Source organism: Rhizobium sp. S163, assembly GCF_030380805.1.
Classification (GTDB): Bacteria; Pseudomonadota; Alphaproteobacteria; order Rhizobiales; family Rhizobiaceae; genus Rhizobium.
The window spans coordinates 637,386-654,547 of record NZ_JAUDSA010000018.1; the positions used below are offsets into that span (position 1 = coordinate 637,386).

General features: G+C 61.1%; 14 protein-coding genes and 1 tRNA gene. 12 read left to right on the plus strand and 3 right to left on the minus strand.

Translation table 11 applies throughout. The features are described from left to right. The first annotated feature begins 88 nt into the window (after positions 1-88). The gene (locus QTL96_RS18705; protein WP_289728699.1) at positions 89-2,041 is read left to right on the plus strand and encodes an acetoacetate--CoA ligase; all 1,953 of its coding nucleotides are present in this window, start codon (positions 89-91) and stop codon (positions 2,039-2,041) included. 218 nt (positions 2,042-2,259) lie between these two features. On the opposite strand, the gene QTL96_RS18710 is transcribed toward QTL96_RS18705, so the two are convergent. After that, positions 2,260-6,273: a PAS domain-containing sensor histidine kinase gene (locus QTL96_RS18710; RefSeq protein ID WP_289728700.1), complete on the minus strand. Its 4,014-nt coding sequence runs from the start codon at positions 6,271-6,273 to the stop codon at positions 2,260-2,262. Between the two features lie 213 nt (positions 6,274-6,486). Between QTL96_RS18710 and QTL96_RS18715 the strand changes: the two genes are divergently transcribed. After that, positions 6,487-6,930, plus strand: a complete 444-nt coding sequence (locus tag QTL96_RS18715; RefSeq protein ID WP_289728701.1) for a phasin — start codon at positions 6,487-6,489, stop codon at positions 6,928-6,930. Between the two features lie 127 nt (positions 6,931-7,057). Further along, positions 7,058-7,134, plus strand: a tRNA-His gene (locus tag QTL96_RS18720). Between the two features lie 56 nt (positions 7,135-7,190). Here QTL96_RS18720 and QTL96_RS18725 read toward each other — a convergent pair. Beyond that, the gene (locus QTL96_RS18725; protein WP_289728702.1) at positions 7,191-8,078 is read right to left on the minus strand and encodes a universal stress protein; all 888 of its coding nucleotides are present in this window, start codon (positions 8,076-8,078) and stop codon (positions 7,191-7,193) included. Positions 8,079-8,439: 361 nt separating this feature from the next. Here QTL96_RS18725 and QTL96_RS18730 point away from each other — a divergent pair, with 361 nt between their 5' ends. The 4 genes from QTL96_RS18730 to QTL96_RS18745 all read left to right on the plus strand — a co-directional run bounded on the left by QTL96_RS18730 (position 8,440) and on the right by QTL96_RS18745 (position 10,053). Further along, a complete protein-coding gene (locus QTL96_RS18730) occupies positions 8,440-8,685 on the plus strand; it encodes a helix-turn-helix transcriptional regulator (RefSeq protein ID WP_112942733.1) in 246 nt (81 codons plus the stop codon). 222 nt (positions 8,686-8,907) lie between these two features. After that, positions 8,908-9,369, plus strand: a complete 462-nt coding sequence (locus QTL96_RS18735) for a hypothetical protein (RefSeq protein ID WP_289728703.1) — start codon at positions 8,908-8,910, stop codon at positions 9,367-9,369. Positions 9,370-9,454: 85 nt separating this feature from the next. Continuing rightward, a complete protein-coding gene (locus QTL96_RS18740; RefSeq protein ID WP_289728704.1) occupies positions 9,455-9,850 on the plus strand; it encodes a DUF4174 domain-containing protein in 396 nt (131 codons plus the stop codon). Between the two features lie 44 nt (positions 9,851-9,894). After that, positions 9,895-10,053 carry a hypothetical protein gene (locus QTL96_RS18745; RefSeq protein WP_289728705.1) on the plus strand — a complete coding sequence of 53 codons (159 nt, stop codon included), beginning with the start codon at positions 9,895-9,897 and terminating at the stop codon, positions 10,051-10,053. Positions 10,054-10,074: 21 nt separating this feature from the next. Here the strand turns inward: QTL96_RS18745 and QTL96_RS18750 are convergent, their stop codons facing one another. Then, positions 10,075-10,956: a LysR family transcriptional regulator gene (locus tag QTL96_RS18750; protein ID WP_289728706.1), complete on the minus strand. Its 882-nt coding sequence runs from the start codon at positions 10,954-10,956 to the stop codon at positions 10,075-10,077. Between the two features lie 121 nt (positions 10,957-11,077). Here QTL96_RS18750 and QTL96_RS18755 point away from each other — a divergent pair, with 121 nt between their 5' ends. The 5 genes from QTL96_RS18755 to QTL96_RS18775 all read left to right on the plus strand — a co-directional run bounded on the left by QTL96_RS18755 (position 11,078) and on the right by QTL96_RS18775 (position 17,162). Beyond that, positions 11,078-12,574, plus strand: coding sequence for a CoA-acylating methylmalonate-semialdehyde dehydrogenase (locus QTL96_RS18755; protein ID WP_112950901.1), 1,497 nt, complete (start codon positions 11,078-11,080; stop codon positions 12,572-12,574). Between the two features lie 180 nt (positions 12,575-12,754). Further along, complete coding sequence (gene rirA / locus QTL96_RS18760) at positions 12,755-13,237, plus strand: iron-responsive transcriptional regulator RirA (RefSeq protein WP_112942728.1); 483 nt, start codon at positions 12,755-12,757, stop codon at positions 13,235-13,237. A gap of 338 nt (positions 13,238-13,575) precedes the next feature. Beyond that, positions 13,576-15,171 (plus strand): ABC transporter substrate-binding protein, encoded by a 1,596-nt coding sequence (locus QTL96_RS18765; protein WP_289728707.1) that lies wholly within the window; start codon positions 13,576-13,578, stop codon positions 15,169-15,171. An 89-nt stretch (positions 15,172-15,260) separates the two neighbouring features. Next, entirely contained in the window at positions 15,261-16,265 is a 1,005-nt protein-coding gene (locus QTL96_RS18770) for an ABC transporter permease subunit (protein ID WP_018898501.1), read from the plus strand. 9 nt (positions 16,266-16,274) lie between these two features. Further along, positions 16,275-17,162 (plus strand): ABC transporter permease subunit, encoded by an 888-nt coding sequence (locus QTL96_RS18775; RefSeq protein ID WP_018898502.1) that lies wholly within the window; start codon positions 16,275-16,277, stop codon positions 17,160-17,162.

Genomic DNA, 17,162 nt, shown 5'->3' on the forward strand with positions numbered 1-17,162 from the left:
GCAAATATATAGCCGGGCGACCCGATCGGCCGCCACCTTTATCCGTCTTCATGGCGTGTTATATAGGGGCTAACAAGAGGAGTTCTGCATGCGTGACGATAAGCCACTCTGGATCCCTTCGCGAGCCTCGGTCGAAGCAAGCCCCATCTTCGCATTCATGCAGAAGTGCAACCGGGACTTCGGTCTCTCCCTATCCACTTATGGCGAGTTGCACGAATGGTCGGTCGCCGAGCGCGCCAAATTCTGGACGGCGGTTTGGGAGTTCTGTGGCGTCAAGGGCGAGCGCGGCGAACGGGTGCTTGTCGATGACGAGATCATGCTCGACGCCCGCTTCTTTCCCGATGCGACGCTGAACTTCGCCGAAAATCTGCTCTCGGGCGAGGGGGATGGCGAGGCGATCATCTTTCGCGGAGAGGACAAGGTAGAGGATCGCTGGAGCTGGGACCGGTTGCGTGAGCAGGTCTCGAGGTTGCAGCAGGCCATGCGCGCCGAGGGCATCGGGCCTGGAGACCGTGTGGCGGCAATGATGCCGAACGTGCCCGAAACGGTCGCCTTCATGCTCGCGGCCGCCTCGATAGGCGCGATCTGGTCCTCCTGTTCTCCCGACTTCGGCGAACAGGGCGTGCTTGATCGCTTCGGCCAGATCGAGCCGAAGCTCTTCGTCACCTGCGATGCCTATTGGTATGGCGGCAAGCTGCAGCCTATCAAGGAGAAGGTGGCCGCGGTCGCAGCGAAACTCGGCGTTCCCACCATCATCGTGCATTATGCGGGTGATGCCGACGATGTCGCGCGGGCCGTATCCGGTGCTCGAACGCTTGATAACTTCATCGCCGACTATCCCGTCCGCCCGGTCGAATTCCTGCGTCTGCCCTTCTCGCACCCTCTCTACATCCTGTTCTCCTCGGGCACGACGGGCGTGCCCAAATGCATCGTGCATTCGGCCGGCGGCACGCTTTTGCAGCATCTCAAGGAACATCGGCTGCATTGCGGCCTCGGCACCGGCGAAAAGCTCTTCTATTTCACCACTTGTGGCTGGATGATGTGGAACTGGCTGGTATCGGGGCTCGCCGTCGGCGCCACGCTCTGCCTCTTCGATGGCTCGCCTTTCGCGCCCGACGGCAACGTGCTCTTCGACTACGCGCAAGCGGAAAAGTTCGCGGTCTTCGGTACCTCGGCGAAATATATCGATGCTGTCCGCAAGAGCGGCCTGATGCCGCGCACCTCGCACGACCTGAGCAGCCTCCGTCTCATGACCTCCACCGGATCGCCGCTATCACCCGAAGGCTTCACCTTCGTTTATGAGGGTATCAAGGAGGACATTCAGCTCGCCTCCATCTCCGGCGGCACCGACATCGTCTCCTGCTTCGTGCTCGGCAATTCCATGCAGCCGGTGTGGCGCGGCGAAATCCAGGGGCCGGGGCTCGGCCTTGCCATGGATGTCTGGGATGACGACGGCCATCCTGTGCGCGGCGAAAAGGGCGAGCTTGTCTGCACCAAGGCCTTCCCGTCCATGCCGGTCATGTTTTGGAACGACAGCGATGGCGCCAAATACCGCGCCGCCTATTTCGAGCGCTTCGACAACATCTGGTGCCACGGCGATTTCGCTGAGTGGACCGAGCATGACGGCATCATTATTCACGGCCGCTCCGACGCGACGCTCAATCCGGGTGGCGTGCGCATCGGCACGGCGGAAATCTACAATCAGGTCGAGCAGATGCCCGAGGTCGCCGAGGCGCTCTGCATCGGCCAGGATTGGGAGGACGATGTCCGGGTCGTTCTCTTCGTGCGCCTGGCGTCGGGTGTTGCGCTGACCGATGAGCTGGTCAAGTCAATCAAAGCGCGAGTCCGCAGCGGCGCCTCGCCACGTCACGTGCCCGCAAAGGTCATCGCGGTCGCCGATATTCCGCGCACCAAGTCGGGCAAGATCGTCGAACTCGCCGTTCGCGAGATCGTGCATGGCCGGCCGGTGAAGAACAAGGAAGCGCTCGCCAATCCGGAAGTCCTTGATTTCTTTTCTAGAATCGAAGAGCTGCGCGTCTGAATAGTTAAAATGATAGCAAAACTACAATATATGACCGGGCAGAGCTTCGTGGCTCCGGCAACCTTTCGTTAAGAAAGCCTTGTCAAAGGTAAATGTAACTTGGGGCTGCATATGAACGAGGCAGCTTGGAGCCTTTGCTCCCGCAACATGATGTTAATCGCCTAGTCCTTGTTGAACAGCACCCAAACTCTCAGGCAGCCTCTTGGCTGCCTTTTTTCTTAGCTGGCCAGAACCCGCTGCGACGGAAAAGCGATCTCGACGAGCGTCCCCTCGTTGGGCGTCGAGCTGATCGCGAAGATCGCCCGGTTGGCATCGACCATGGCCTTGGTGAGCGGCAGGCCGAGGCCTGTGCCTTCGCCGCGATGGCGCGATTGCGTCGAAACCTGCCGGAACGGCTTCATCGCCTGGTCGAGCTCGCTGCGCGTCATGCCGACGCCGGTGTCGCGAATGCGAAGCACGACGCTGCCATTCGTCTCGTAAGATGTCGACACGACGATCTGCCCGCCCGATGGCGTGAAGCGGATGGCGTTGGATAAGATGTTGAGCGCGATCTGCTTGATCGAGCGCAGATCGGCGACCACATCCGGAACCGCATGCGAAAGCGCCGTTCGAATGATCACCCGCTGGCTGTTTGCCTGCGGCTGCAGCAGCGCCACGGCTTCCGAGATCGCTTCGTTGAGATTGATGGAGTCGAAATCGAGATCCATCTCGCCGGCTTCGATCTTCGAGATGTCGAGCAGATCGTTGACGATATCGAGCACATGCCGGCCCGAGCGGCCGATGTCGTTGGCGTATTCGACGTAACGCGGATGACCGATCGGCCCGAAGCGCTCGCCGGCCATCATGTCGGAAAAGCCGATGATGGCATTGAGCGGCGTTCGGATCTCGTGGCTGACCCTAGCCAGGAAGTCGGTCTTGTGGGCGTTGGCCGTTTCGGCGGCACTCTTGGCGCCGCGCAACTCGTCCTCGGTGCGTTTCCACTGGGTAATGTCGCGGATCACGGCGCAATAGCCGCTGGAGGAGGTGAGCCGCCCGAGCGTCATGAACAGCGGCACGAAACCGCCCGATGCCTCGCGGCCGATCACCTCGCGTCCGTCGTTGAGAACGCTCGCGACACCATGGCTGGAAATGCCGTTGATATAGTCGAGCACGGCCTTCTGGCTCTCATGCGCGAAGAGCATCACGAAGGGTTTGCCGCGCGTGTCGTCCTCGTCATAGTTGAACAGCGCGCTGGCCGAGCGGTTCATCGAGCGGATGTCGCCGTCGGCGCCGATCACCACGACGCCATCGGTCGCGGTTTCCAGGATCGAACGCAGTTCCTCGACTTCCACCTGCAGCTTGGCGACCTTCTCGACCATGCGGTCGGCGGCGCGTCCGTCGATGGCTGGAGCAACGTCCGGCACCGGCGCCGGCCGCTCGCTGACGACTGGCATCAAGGCCAGCATCAATGCCGTGCTGTCTTCCCAGCGGATCGATTGCAGCCGCGCCGATACCGGCACGAGGTCGTCTTCCATGGTGACGAGCATCATGCCGTCATGGCGCGCGCTGGCGTCGGCAATGTCGTCGCGCTGGAGAAGCGCATCGATGCCGCCGACATCGGCCAGATCCTGCAGCGAGCGGTAGCCCGTCAGGCGCATGAATTCCGGGTTGGCATGGATAAGCTGATCGCCCGCATGAATGAGTACGGCAACCGGCAGCTGATCGATCATGCCTGCCGAGAACCCATCGGTCATCTTCACCCGTGGCGGAATGAAGCTCGCCAGAATATCCATCTGGCTGACGGTTTCCTCGAGACCTTCGGTCACATCGTCGCTGTCGTCATTGGCCGCAACAGGCGTATCGTCGAGCGGCTCGTCCGTCGAATGCTCGGAAGAGGAGGGTGCCTCGGCGTCACTGAGCACAGCATCGCTGTCTGCGGCGTCGCTGGATACCGGCTGCTTAGCCTCATCCGATCCAGAGACCTCGGTGTTGTCCTCGTTCTGATCCGTCGTCTCGCCAACAACCTCATCGCCATGTGATGCGTCGTCATCGATAAGGTCCGCTCGCGGTGCCTCGTCGGTCACCTTCTGCGCCTCGTCAGCCGCTTGCTTCGCCTCGCCATCCTCATCCGGCGTATTCACGCCGAAGGCCTCGAGACGCTTGGCGATCTCGCGGAAGTTCGCCTGCTCGGCATTCGTCAGGCCGGGGCCGACGCCATGCAGCTGCACGATCTTGTCGGTCAGTCGGCGGTTCGGCGTTTCGACGATGCGCAAAACCGGCGGTTCGGCGCGCGGTGTCTCGACGCTCTGCGCTGGAGCCGGGGCAGGCGTATCGTCCTCGACGGCGTGCTCTTCCTCGGCCAGGAAATCGTCAGTGGCCGCATCGGCAGCATCTGTCGTCTCCACGGGAGCCGGTGCTTCGTCGATGTTGTCCTCGGCAAGTGTCTCTTCTGCGAGCTCATCCGCCACGGTCTCGTCGTCTTGCTGATCCAGCGCAGCGTCGCCATAAGCGATGCCATCAGGGCCGAATGTCAGGCCGAGCGCCAGCGGATCTTCCGCCGCATCCGAGAGGCGCACGACGCCGAAGCCACGGAAGCCGTCGAATTCGCGGCTGCGCGTATAGGTTGGCAGCGCCGCCAGGTCGACCGGCACGGCGAGGCTCGTACCCTCGATCGGCCAATGAATGGTCTTGCCCGACCATGTGTCGCGGCGCGCCAACGCCTCGGAAATCTTGCCCTCGGGATCGAGATTGAACAGCGCCGACACATCGCTGAAGGCGATGCCGATAATGTCTGCCGCATGCGGACCAACCGCTTCCGCGAACTCGCCGGACACCTCGCTGAAATGACCTTCGGCGTCGATCTTCCAGACGAAGCGCGTCGCCCGGCTGTTCGGCTTGAAGACAAAGCGACCGTTGTCGGCCGTCGCTTGCACGGCCTCGGGCGCGATCTCGGCAACGGCAGGTGCGACTTCGGCGTCATCACCCAGATCGGCGACGTGGGTCTCCTCCGCCTGTGTCGGCGCCTCATCGGCCACGCCATCGTCGCTCGCAAGCTCGCCATCGGTCAGTTCGGCAGCAGCCACCGGCTCAGCACTCACATCATCCGGCTCGAAGGCTGCGATGTCGTCATCGGCAACCGTCTCGCCCGGATGGAATGCCTCGTCAGCCTCACTATCCTCGGCCGCTACCAACTCCTCGGCAGCAGACGCTTCGTCATCATCGATATCGTCGGCAGCATCATCTGCGGCAAGCAATGCCTCGGGCTCCGGATCGGAATCCGCCAGCGTCTCGACATCGCCGAACCCGGCCGTTTCCTCATCGATGCCGCGGCCCATGTTGGGCTCGATCACGCCTGTCTCGTAGGCTTCGTCACCAGCAGGCACGGTCTCCGCCTCGAAGGCCTCCGCGGCAACCGCCGAAGCCTCTGCGATGTCGGTATCGTCGGCAATGCTCTCGTCCGGCGCGTCCTCGATATCCTCGATCTCGGCGACGGCATCGATCGCGTCGGCGAATGTCGAGGCCGGCGCGACAACGGTATGGTTAACGGGGCTTGTGGATAAGTCCGGCGTGTCCGTCGGGTCCAGACGCCCGAGCACGGTCTCGACCGCGAAAAGCAGGTAAAGCGCGGGCTCGCTGCTGATTCGCCCGACGGCGGCCGGCAGGTAACCCTTGCCAGTCGCGACCGGTCGCTTGATCAGCCCATGGGGATGCGCGCCGGCCATGGTCGCCAGCGCCTTGGCCGTCGGCTGCGTTACGCCGAGGGATGAAAAGCCGGGGGAGGCGGCAACGATCTCGCCTTCGCCGCCGATGACGGCCATATGCGTATCCGGATCGTCGAGCCCCTTCAGCATCTGCGCGGCAGATTGCTCCGTCGACAGCGCCCGCGTCGCGACCGGCAATGAGACCAGCACCGCCGCTTCGCCGGAAACGTCAATCAGTTCAACCGAGGCCTGCACGGCCACGCGCTGGAAACCCTGCGCGATGCGGATCACGAAATTCCGGGTGTCGCCGGTCCTCGAAAGCTGGCGGGCGGTGACTTCCAGCTGGCGATAGGTGATATCGCCGCGATTGACGCCCTGGTCCAGGAGATCATAGACGGCCGCATGCCCGAAAAGCTCGGCGCCAGCGCCGTTCGCCCAGAGCGCACGCGCGAGGTCCGCCGAGAAAAGCACGAGCGCTTCCCCGCGGGCAAAGTGCTCCCGCACACGCGGATGCACGGCGATGTCGATGAACGGATATTGGACTGCGGGCATCAGTGGACCTTTAGTCTTCGGGCCTGGCAAATTAACGGTCTATTAATAACGACAGGGCGCAAACCGGTCCAGCGCGACCAAAGGCTTTCGGCCGAAAAGGTTAACGTCGGTTGCGTCGCACAATCATGTTGCAGTGCACAATAAGATGCGCTATATGATGCTTACCTAACAAACGAGGCTTTCACGATGCCGAGACATAAGGAGCAAGCACCAATGGCGAAAATGGAAGACGTATTTTCTATCTCCTCTTTTGACCCCGCGAAGTTCGCTGACTCGTTTCGCGATTTCGCCGAAAAGGGCTCGCAGCAGTCGCGCGACGCCTATGCCAAGATGAAGGCTGCCGGCGAAGAAGCCAGCAAGACGCTCGAATCCACCGTTCAGACGGCCCAGGCCGGCGCTGCCGAAATCGGCCATCAGGCGATCGGCGCCCTGCGCACCAATGCCGAGAATTCGCTGAGCCACATGGATGCGCTCCTCTCGGTCAAGTCCGTCGCCGAATTTTTCGAACTGCAGACCTCTTTCCTGCGCAAGCAGGCGGAACTGACGATCGAACAGGCCAAGGCCATGCAGGAAACCTCCAAGCTGGTAGCCGAAAAGGTTGCCAAGCCCTCGAAGGAAGCCGCTGAAAAGGTCATGGCTTCTTTCAAGGCTGCCTGATTTTCATGACAGACGAACGAAAAGGCTGGACCCTTCGTCCAGCCTTTTTGTATATTAAGGACAGATAGGGCTTGAATTAAATTTCAAGTCCCCGTATGTCACCCCCGTCGCGCCAAGCGACGTTTGTGCGGTTGTAGCTCAGTTGGTTAGAGCGCAGGTTTGTGGCACCTGAGGTCGGAGGTTCGAGACCCCCCAACCGTACCATTCCCTCCACTATTATGAGATAAGTATCCGGCTTTCGTCTCCCTCGGGACATCGCCTCAGTGCTTCATCATGACAGGCATGGTCGCGTGCGAGAGCACGTATCGGGTGATCCGGCCGAAGAGCAGTTCCAGAAGATAGCCGTGCCTGAAGGCGCCGATCAGCAGGCAGGTCGCTTTCTCTCTCTTGGCGAATTCAACGATCGCCTCGCCGATCGAACGGCCATTCGACGATATCGCGACCACCTGTCCTTGAAGCGAAAGGCGGGCAAGCAGGGCCTCGGCACTCGTCTTGGCCCTGCCGTCGGTGTCGTCGATACAGACGAGCGTGATCCGTTTCGCGGCGGCAAGCCAGCGTTTGGCGGCGATGAGGGTGTCTTCGGCGTGTCCCTGTTGCCTCCAGCCGATCACCACATGGCCGAAAAGATTGCCTTGGTAGTAGTCTCGGGCGGGCGGCATCAGGACCAGTTTGTGCTGGTTGAACACGACGCTGCGAAAGGCGTCGCGCGCGTCGGCGTTGCCGTATCTCGATGTCACCACGAGTTCGCTCGCCGCGCATTCGGTGGCGACGCATCGCACGACATCGCCACGGCAATCGTCGAGAAAAACCGTGCGTCTCTGCGCGTGGTGCCGGCGCCAGGTGGCGAATGCCCGGCCCACCTGCTCGAAACGCTGCCGCGATGAGCCCTCGGCGTGATCGCGCAACTGTATCAAATCGATCTCCTCGGGCGAGAAGACCAGCGTCATCGGCTCCGATCCGATATGGGCGGCGGCCATGGAGCCATGGATGGCATGCGCCGCGTCCTCGGCAAGGTCGAGGCAGAGCCGGGCGGTCATCGGATCGGGCAGAAGCGCCAGCACCTCAGCGCCGCCATGCGATCGGCACAGCGGACTGTAGCTCTCGATTTCCTGATCAGCGTCTCTGCGATCCCGCGTGAACATGGCCATACGCGCTCCAAAGGGGCGCTTGCCGGATAAACAATGGTCGCATGGAGGCGACCTCACCGCAGGCGCCGATGTCATGATTTTACGCCCGCAAATGACGCTCTGCAACATGCTCCGCGCAGACAAAATCGAGCGTTTTGACGAGTCATCCGCCTCTCCAAGCTGTGCGTGATGTGGCTTACCAAAGGCCTGTCGCCGCGCCGGGCAGGTATTTTTCGTGAGTCACCCTTGTATAAAAGGCGTTGCTAATCAATATCATCGCCATGCCCCGCGCCCCCTGCGTTATATTGCGTTGCAAAATGTGAACGAGAATGCCATTTTCCCGCCGGGGGTTAATTCAGAGTGATTTTAGAAGGAGACTTATATGTCCATTTCGCTCAGCAATCTGGATAAATCCAACGCCCAGCCGATCCCTCCGGTCAACGCAGCCGCAGTTCTTAGAACGGCACGCGAGACCATTGGCTATAGCGTTGACGATCTCGCCGTGACGTGTGGTTTGCTCGTCGCCGAAATCGAGGAAATCGAACGCGGCGAAGACACGGATTCCGCCAAGATCAAGCGCATCGCCGCTGCCTTGCAGCTGCCGCTTGCTTCGCTGGGCCTCGAATAATCCAGTTGTTCTTGCGGGACCGGCGGCTCTTCGCCGGTCCTGCCGCTTGCCTCCTCGCTTAGCGGTTCATTAACCGTATTGCCCAAACCCCAGGGACGGGCCGATGCCGGAGGTAGTTTTACCTCTCCCCATATAGGATATATTGGCAACCTGAGGGCGAATGTTCCGCCGGGCGCTACACCGTGTTGAGCGGCAGCCGGACGGTATCATGGGGACAGCATCATGGAACGACGTGCATTTCGCATCGGCGATCGATTGGTCGATGGCAGCGAACTCGTGGAGCGCGGCATGTTGCTCGTTTGCGCGGTTCTGGCCGTCGTGCTTCCAATCCTCGACACCGGCCTCCCGGATACGACCGACGATATCCTGCTGCACGACTTCAGCCTGCTTGGCGGAGCCACCTATCTTATGCTGGCAACCTATGCCGCCGCCTTCTTCGGGGTTTTCGCGCTGGCCGTGCGCGAGCACATGCGCTTTATCGATCTCGCGGGTCTGATCATGGCCGCCATTGCAGTCTCCCGCGCCGTCTATTTGATTGGATGGGTTCACCTCCCGGTCACCGTGGACGAGGGCAGTCTCGCTTCGGTTCCGCTTACCGGATTTCACCTGTCCTACGGCAGCGTACCGCTCTTCTTCCTGCTGTTCGGCAGCCTATGGCAAATGCGCCGCTCCTGGCGCGGATAATCATCAGTCTCTCCCGATCCTTTCCGGCCGATCATGGAACTCCGGGCATCAGCACACGTTTTCCCTCTCTCAAAGGAGCGTGTCTATGGAAACCCAAGCCGACAAGTCGGTTGTCGCAAGCCTTACGCAGTTCCGCTGGGAGAGCCGCGTCGTCGTGATCTTTCCCGACAAGGATAATGCCCGAACCGCCCGGCAGGAAAACCAGTTGATGGCAGACAGGCCGGGCGTGGAAGAGCGCGATGTCGTCGTGCTGAAGGTTGCAGGTGATACCGTGCGCCCACTTTTCGGCGCCGTCGAGGATCTGGACGCCAAGGCGCTCGCCCGTGATCTGGCAGCGCCGCCGGCGGGAGAGTTCATGACCTTCCTTGTCGGCAAGGATGGAACGGTGAAGCTCACCATCGGCGAGCCGATATCGGCCGCCGAGCTTTTCACCATCATCGATGCCATGCCGATGCGCTCAGCCGAAGCCGCCCGGCGCTAGCCCGGCACATCTTTAGAAACACATGTCCAAGAAAGGAGCGGATCATGTCCGTGCCAAACGAACCGTTGCCCGGCACGCCGCCGATGCCGGGACCCGATTGGGCGCCGCAGCCTCCGATCCACGAGCCGGAGCCCGACGGCTTGCCCGACGAGCTGCCCAATCCGAACCCGGATGAGAACGACGAGCCACCCAAGCATGCATAAGGTGCGGCTCTGCGGGGTAAGCTACAGGAACATCTGCCTGTCGACGGACACCAGTTCCTGCAGGAAATCGACGACAGTGCGCACGCGCAGCAGGTCGCGTGCGCTTTCATGATACGTCGTCCAGTAGGCGCGCTCGATCGAAACATCGGGCAGGATCCGGATCAGCTCGGGATATTGCCGGGCGATATAATCGTGCAGGATGCCGATGCCGGCGCCGGAGCGAACCGCCTCCGTCTGGCCGGTCGCGGTCGAAATCTCGAAGCCGGCGTCCCAGCTGCGCATCACCGCCGATGAGAAGTTCAGCGATGCGGTGAAGATCAGGTCCTCGACATAGCCGATCCGGGGATGCTCCTTCAGCGCCTCGATATCTTCAGGCGTGCCGTTCGCCTCGAGGTAATCCTTCGAGGCGTAGAGCCCGAGCCTGTAATCCGTCAGTTTCGACGAGACCAGCCGCCCCTGTTCCGGCCGCTCCAGTGTGATCGCGATATCGGCCTCGCGCTGCGACAGCGAGAAAGAGCGGGGCACTGGCACCAGCTGTATCCTGAGCTCCGGATGCCGCTTGATCAGCCGGCCGAGCCTGGGTGCGAGAAACGCCACGCCGAAACCATCAGGCGCGCCGATCCTGACCGTTCCCGCGATGCTGCTGTCGAGATGGCCGAGGCTCGCCTGCGCCCTCAGCATCTCGGTCTCCATGCGCTCGGCGGCGTGCAGAAACATCTCGCCCTCCGCCGTCAGGTCGCAGCCATTGGTGCGGCGCACGAGCAGCCGCGTCTTCAGCCGCTCCTCCAGTGTCGTCACCCGCCGGCTCAGCGTGGCGTGGTTGACACCCAGCCGTTTGGAGGCAGAGAGGATCTGTCCGGTGCGGGCCACGGCCAGGAACATACGCACATCATCCCAGTCCAAATCGGCCTCCGGCTTTAATTTTTGCACAACGGTTGCTTAAACCTGTTCATTGATTTGTGCAAATTGAAGTGCGATGCTGGCTCACTCAATAAAGACTGTGAAACCCAGAGGAGGCACACCCATGCATGAGATTGGTCATTTCATCGGCGGCAGGCACGTCGTTGGCTCGAGCGGCCGCGCGAGCAACGTCTATAATCCGGCAACCGGCGAAGTTCAGGCGACCGTCGCGCTTGCTAGCGTCGAGGAGATGCGCGCTGCCGTCGAGAACGCCAAGGCCGCGCAGCCGAAGTGGGCAGCCACCAACCCGCAGCGCCGCGCCCGCGTCTTCTTTAAGTTCGTCGAGCTCTTGAACAAGCACATGGACGAGCTCGCCGTCATGCTCTCCAAGGAGCACGGCAAGACGGTCGAAGACTCCAAGGGCGATATCGTCCGTGGTCTCGAAGTCTGCGAATTCGTTTGCGGCATTCCGCACCTGCAGAAGGGCGAGTTCACCGAGGGCGCCGGTCCCGCGATCGACATGTACTCGATGCGCCAGGCCGTCGGCATCGGCGCCGGCATCACCCCGTTCAACTTCCCGGCCATGATCCCGATGTGGATGTTCGCGCCTGCGATCGCCTGCGGCAACGCCTTCATCCTGAAGCCTTCCGAGCGCGATCCGTCCGTGCCGATGCGCCTCGCCGAACTGATGATCGAAGCCGGCCTTCCAGCAGGTATCTTGAACGTCGTCAACGGTGACAAGGAAGCCGTCGACGCCATCCTGACCGACCCGGATATCGGTGCCGTTTCCTTCGTCGGCTCGACCCCGATCGCCCGTTACGTCTATGGCACCGCTGCCATGAACGGCAAGCGCGCGCAGTGCTTCGGCGGCGCCAAGAACCACATGATCATTATGCCCGACGCCGACATGGACCAGGCCGTCAACGCTCTGATGGGCGCTGGCTACGGTTCCGCCGGCGAGCGCTGCATGGCGATCTCCGTTGCCGTTCCTGTCGGCGAGGAAACCGCCAACCGCCTGGTCGAGAAGCTGACGCCGAAGATCGAGGCGCTGCGCATCGGTCCTTACACGGATGACAAGGCCGACCTCGGCCCGCTCGTCACCAAGGAAGCCCAGGCCCGCGTCTCCGGTCTCATCGACAAGGGTGTCGAAGAAGGCGCCAAGCTTGTCGTCGATGGCCGCGGCTTCAAGCTGCAGGGCTATGAGGATGGCTATTTCGTCGGCGGCACGCTGTTCGATCACGTCACGCCGGATATGGATATCTACAAGACCGAAATCTTCGGACCGGTTCTCTCCGTCGTTCGCGCCAAGAACTACGAGGAAGCCCTCGAACTGCCGATGAAGCATGAATACGGCAACGGCGTCGCGATCTACACCCGTGACGGCGATGCGGCCCGCGACTTCGCCTCCCGCATCAATATCGGCATGATCGGCGTCAACGTTCCGATCCCCGTTCCGCTCGCTTACCACTCTTTCGGCGGCTGGAAGGCATCGAGCTTCGGCGACCTCAACCAGCACGGCACGGACTCGATCAAATTCTGGACGAAGACCAAGACGATCACCGCCCGTTGGCCATCCGGCATCAAGGACGGCGCCGAGTTCGTCATGCCGACGATGAAGTAAGTATCTGTAAAAGCTGAGCTTTGGAACCGGGCCCCGCGAGGGGCCCGTTCTCGTTCAGGTCCACGCGTCGCTCGCATTTATAACGTGATTGATTTTTTCATCTTTTTCTATTTTGGAATTGTTCAAAACTATCAAAGGCATTATATACGGTGCCTAACGAGAACGAATCTGGAGATCGGCATGCGTTTGACCAAGCAGACCAACTATGCTGTTCGCATGTTGATGTACTGCGCTGCCAATGACGGCAGTCTCAGCCGGATTCCCGAAATTGCCAAGGCATACGGCGTTTCCGAGCTCTTCCTGTTCAAGATCCTGCAGCCGCTGAACAAGGCTGGTCTCGTCGAGACCGTGCGCGGCCGCAACGGTGGCGTCCGCCTCGGCAAGCCTGCGGACAAGATCAGCCTCTTCGACGTCGTGCGCGTCACCGAAGACAGCTTCGCAATGGCCGAGTGCTTCGAGGATGATGGCGAAGTCGATTGCCCGCTGGTCGATAGCTGCGGCCTGAACTCGGCGCTGCGCAAGGCGCTGAACGCCTTCTTCGACGTGCTGACGCAGTACTCGATCGACGATCTGGTCAAGGCCCGTCCGCAGATCAACTTCCTGCTCGGCCTCGAAGGCGATCATCATCACCCGAAGTCGCGGGCTGTCGCGCCCGCTGCCTGAGGTAGCGTTGCTTTATTTTTCGCAACCGCAGTCACTGATCGTGGCTGCGGTTGTTTCGTTTCCGGATTCAGACCTCAAGCGTCTGCCCGATGGGTCCGTATTTGCACTGTCGTTGATATGTGCAACATTAAATGTGACCAAAACAAGGGTTATCCAGCGTGAATATTGCTAAATGCGGCCCATTTTCGGCGTAAAATTACTAAAGTTGCCCGGTCGGAAAAATTTTCCGGCCCGGTCGTTGATTTAAACAATCAAATATCGTTCCATCGGCGCTCGATCGGGAGGAGCGCTCTGCGATCAGACAAACGTATAAAAGAACAAACCTGGGAAACGAAATCATGAAAAAGATCTCTGTCCTTCTGGCAGCGACCGTTTTGGCCTCGGCCATGGCGTCGACCGCTTGGTCCAAGACGCTCGTATATTGCTCGGAAGGATCGCCGGAAGGCTTCGATCCCGCAATCTACACGGCTGGCACCACCTTCGACGCTTCCTCGCGTACCGTCTACAGCCGCCTGGTTGAGTTCAAGCATGGCAAGACCGAAGTCGAGCCGGGCCTTGCCGATAGCTGGACCGTTTCCGATGACGGCCTGACCTATATGTTCAAGCTGCATCCGGGCGTCAAGTTCCAGACCACCGAGTTCTTCACGCCGACCCGCGACCTGAACGCCGACGACGTCGTCTTCTCGTTCGACCGCCAGCTGAAGGCCGACAGCCCCTGGGCCAAGTACGTCGCCGGCGTTTCCTACGAATACGCTGCCGGCATGGGCTTCCCGGATCTGATCAAGTCGGTCGAAAAGGTCGATGACCTGACCGTCAAGTTCACGCTCAACCATCCGGAAGCACCGTTCCTCGCCGACCTCGCGATGGACTTCGCATCGGTCGTTTCCAAGGAATATGCCGACAAGCTGCAGGCCGATGGCAAGATGGAGCAGATGAACCAGATGCCGCTCGGCACCGGTCCGTTCACCTTCGTCGCCTACCAGCCGGATGCCGTCATCCGCTACAAGGCCAACGAAACCTACTTCAAGGGCAAGGAAAAGATCGACGATCTCGTTTTCGCGATCACCCCTGACGCTTCGGTTCGCGCTCAGAAGCTCAAGGCCGGCGAATGCCACATCATGCCTTACCCGAACGCAGCCGACGTCAAGGATCTGAAGGCCGATTCCAGCCTCAAGGTTCTGGAACAGCCGGGCCTGAACGTTTCCTACCTCGCCTACAACACGCAGCAGGCGCCGTTCGACAAGCCTGAGGTGCGCAAGGCGCTCAACATGGCGATCAACAAGCAGGCGATCGTCGATGCCGTGTTCCAGGGCGCTGGCCAGGTTGCCAAGAACCCGATCCCGCCGACGATGTGGTCCTACAACGACGCCGTCAAGGACGACGCATACAGCCCCGACGAAGCCAAGAAGATGCTCGAAGCCGCTGGCGTCAAGGATCTCTCGATGAAGATCTGGGCAATGCCGGTTTCGCGTCCGTACATGCTGAACGCACGTCGCGCCGCCGAACTGATGCAGGCTGACCTCGCAAAGGTTGGCGTCAAGGTCGAGATCGTCACCCACGAATGGGCCGAATACCTGAAGCTCTCCAAGGACGTTAAGCGCGATGGCGCCGCCATCCTCGGCTGGACGGGCGACAACGGTGATCCGGACAACTTCCTCGACACGCTGCTCGGCTGCGAAGCTGTCGGCGGCAACAACCGCGCGCAGTGGTGCAACAAGGAATTCGACGCCCTCGTGAAGAAGGCCAAGAAGACCTCCGACGTTGCTGAGCGCACGAAGCTCTACGAAGAAGCACAGGTCGTCTTCAAGAAGGAAGCACCCTGGGCAACCCTCGACCATTCGACGGAATTCGTTCCGATGAACGCCAAGGTTTCCGGCTACGTGCAGGATCCGGTCGGTGTTCACCGCTTCGACGGCGTTGATATCGCCGAATAACCAAAACTATGCAAAGATGCCCGACAAGATCGGGCTTGGCCGGCGGTCAGGTTTGATACCTGACCGCCGGACTAATATGGACATATGATATGTTTCGTTTTTTCATCGGGCGCCTAGCGGTCCTGATCCCCACCTTCCTCGGTGTTTCCATCATCGCCTTCGCGTTCATCCGCCTGCTGCCCGGAGATCCGGTCATGCTGATGTCGGGCGAGCGTGTCATGGCGCCGGAACGCCATGCCGAAATCATGCACGACCTCGGCCTCGACCGGCCCGTTTATGTCCAGTACATCGATTACCTCGGTAATCTCGTGCAGGGCGATCTCGGATCGTCGATCGTCACCAAGCGTCCGGTCCTGCAGGAATTCATGTCGCTGTTTCCGGCCACGCTGGAGCTGTCGCTCTGTGCCATCCTGTTCGCCATCATCCTCGGCATTCCCGCCGGCATTTTCGCCGCGGTGAAGAGGGGGACGTGGTTCGACCAGGGGGTCATGGGCGTCGCCCTTGTCGGCTATTCCATGCCGATCTTCTGGTGGGGCCTGCTCCTCATCGTTCTCTTCTCGAATACGCTGCACTGGACACCCGTTTCCGGCCGTATCTCGCTGATGTACTTCTTCAAGCCGGTCACCGGCTTCATGCTGATCGACAGTCTGCTGTCCGGTCAGGCTGGCGCCTTCAAGTCGGCCTTCCAGTCGCTGATCCTGCCGACCATCGTTCTCGGCACCATTCCTCTGGCCGTCATCGCCCGCCAGACCCGCTCGGCCATGCTCGAGGTTCTCGGCGAGGATTACGTCCGCACCGCCCGCTCCAAGGGTCTGGCCCCGCTGCGTGTCGTCGGTGTTCACGCGCTGCGCAACGCCATGATCCCTGTTGTCACCTCGATCGGCCTGCAGGTCGGCGTTCTGCTTGGCGGCGCGATCCTCACGGAAACCATCTTCTCCTGGCCGGGTATCGGCAAGTGGATGGTCGATGCGGTCTTCAAGCGTGATTATACCGTGGTCCAGGGCGGTCTGCTCCTGATCGCGGCCATCATCATGCTCGTCAATCTGATCGTCGATCTCATGTACGGTCTCATCAACCCACGCATCAGACACTAGGAGCGGCCCATGAGCACGACAAACACCACGTCTGCCCAGCCCTCCGGTCTCTCGGAGTTCTGGTACTACTTCTCCCGCAACAAGGGCGCGGTCATCGGCCTCGTCGTCTTCGTCTTCGTTCTGCTGCTGGCGATCTTCGCATCCGTCGTTGCCCCGCATGATCCGAACGTACCGTCGGGCTTCCAGCGCCTGCCGCCGGCATGGTCGGAAGGCGGCAACAGCGCCTATCTGCTCGGTACCGATGCCGTCGGCCGCGACATGCTTTCGCGCCTGATCTTCGGCACGCGCTTCTCGCTGTTCATCGGCCTCGTCGTCGCCTCGCTGTCGGCTGTCGCCGGCGTGCTGCTCGGCCTCATCGCCGGTTACTTCCGCGGCCGCACCGATACGATCATCATGCGCGTCATGGATATCATCCTGGCCTTCCCGTCGCTGCTTCTGGCCCTCGTGCTGGTCGCCGTTCTCGGTCCCGGCCTGTTGAACGCCATGATCGCGATCTCGATCGTCAACCAGCCGCACTTTGTCCGCCTGACCCGCGCCGCCGTCATCAGCGAGCGCGAGAAGGAATATGTCGTGGCATCCCGCGTCGCCGGCGCCGGCACGCTTCGCCTGATGTTCAAGACGATCCTGCCGAACTGCCTGGCACCCTTGATCGTTCAGGCAACGCTCGCCTTCTCGGCGGCGATCCTTGACGCGGCGGCCCTCGGCTTCCTCGGCATGGGCGCTCAGCCGCCGACATCCGAATGGGGCACGATGCTCGCCGACGCCCGTGAGTTCTTCCAGAGCTCGCCGTCGCTCGTCACTTTCCCGGGCCTGTGCATCCTCATCACCGTTCTAGCCATCAACCTGATGGGCGACGGTCTGCGTGATGCGCTCGATCCCAAACTGAAGAGGTCCTGA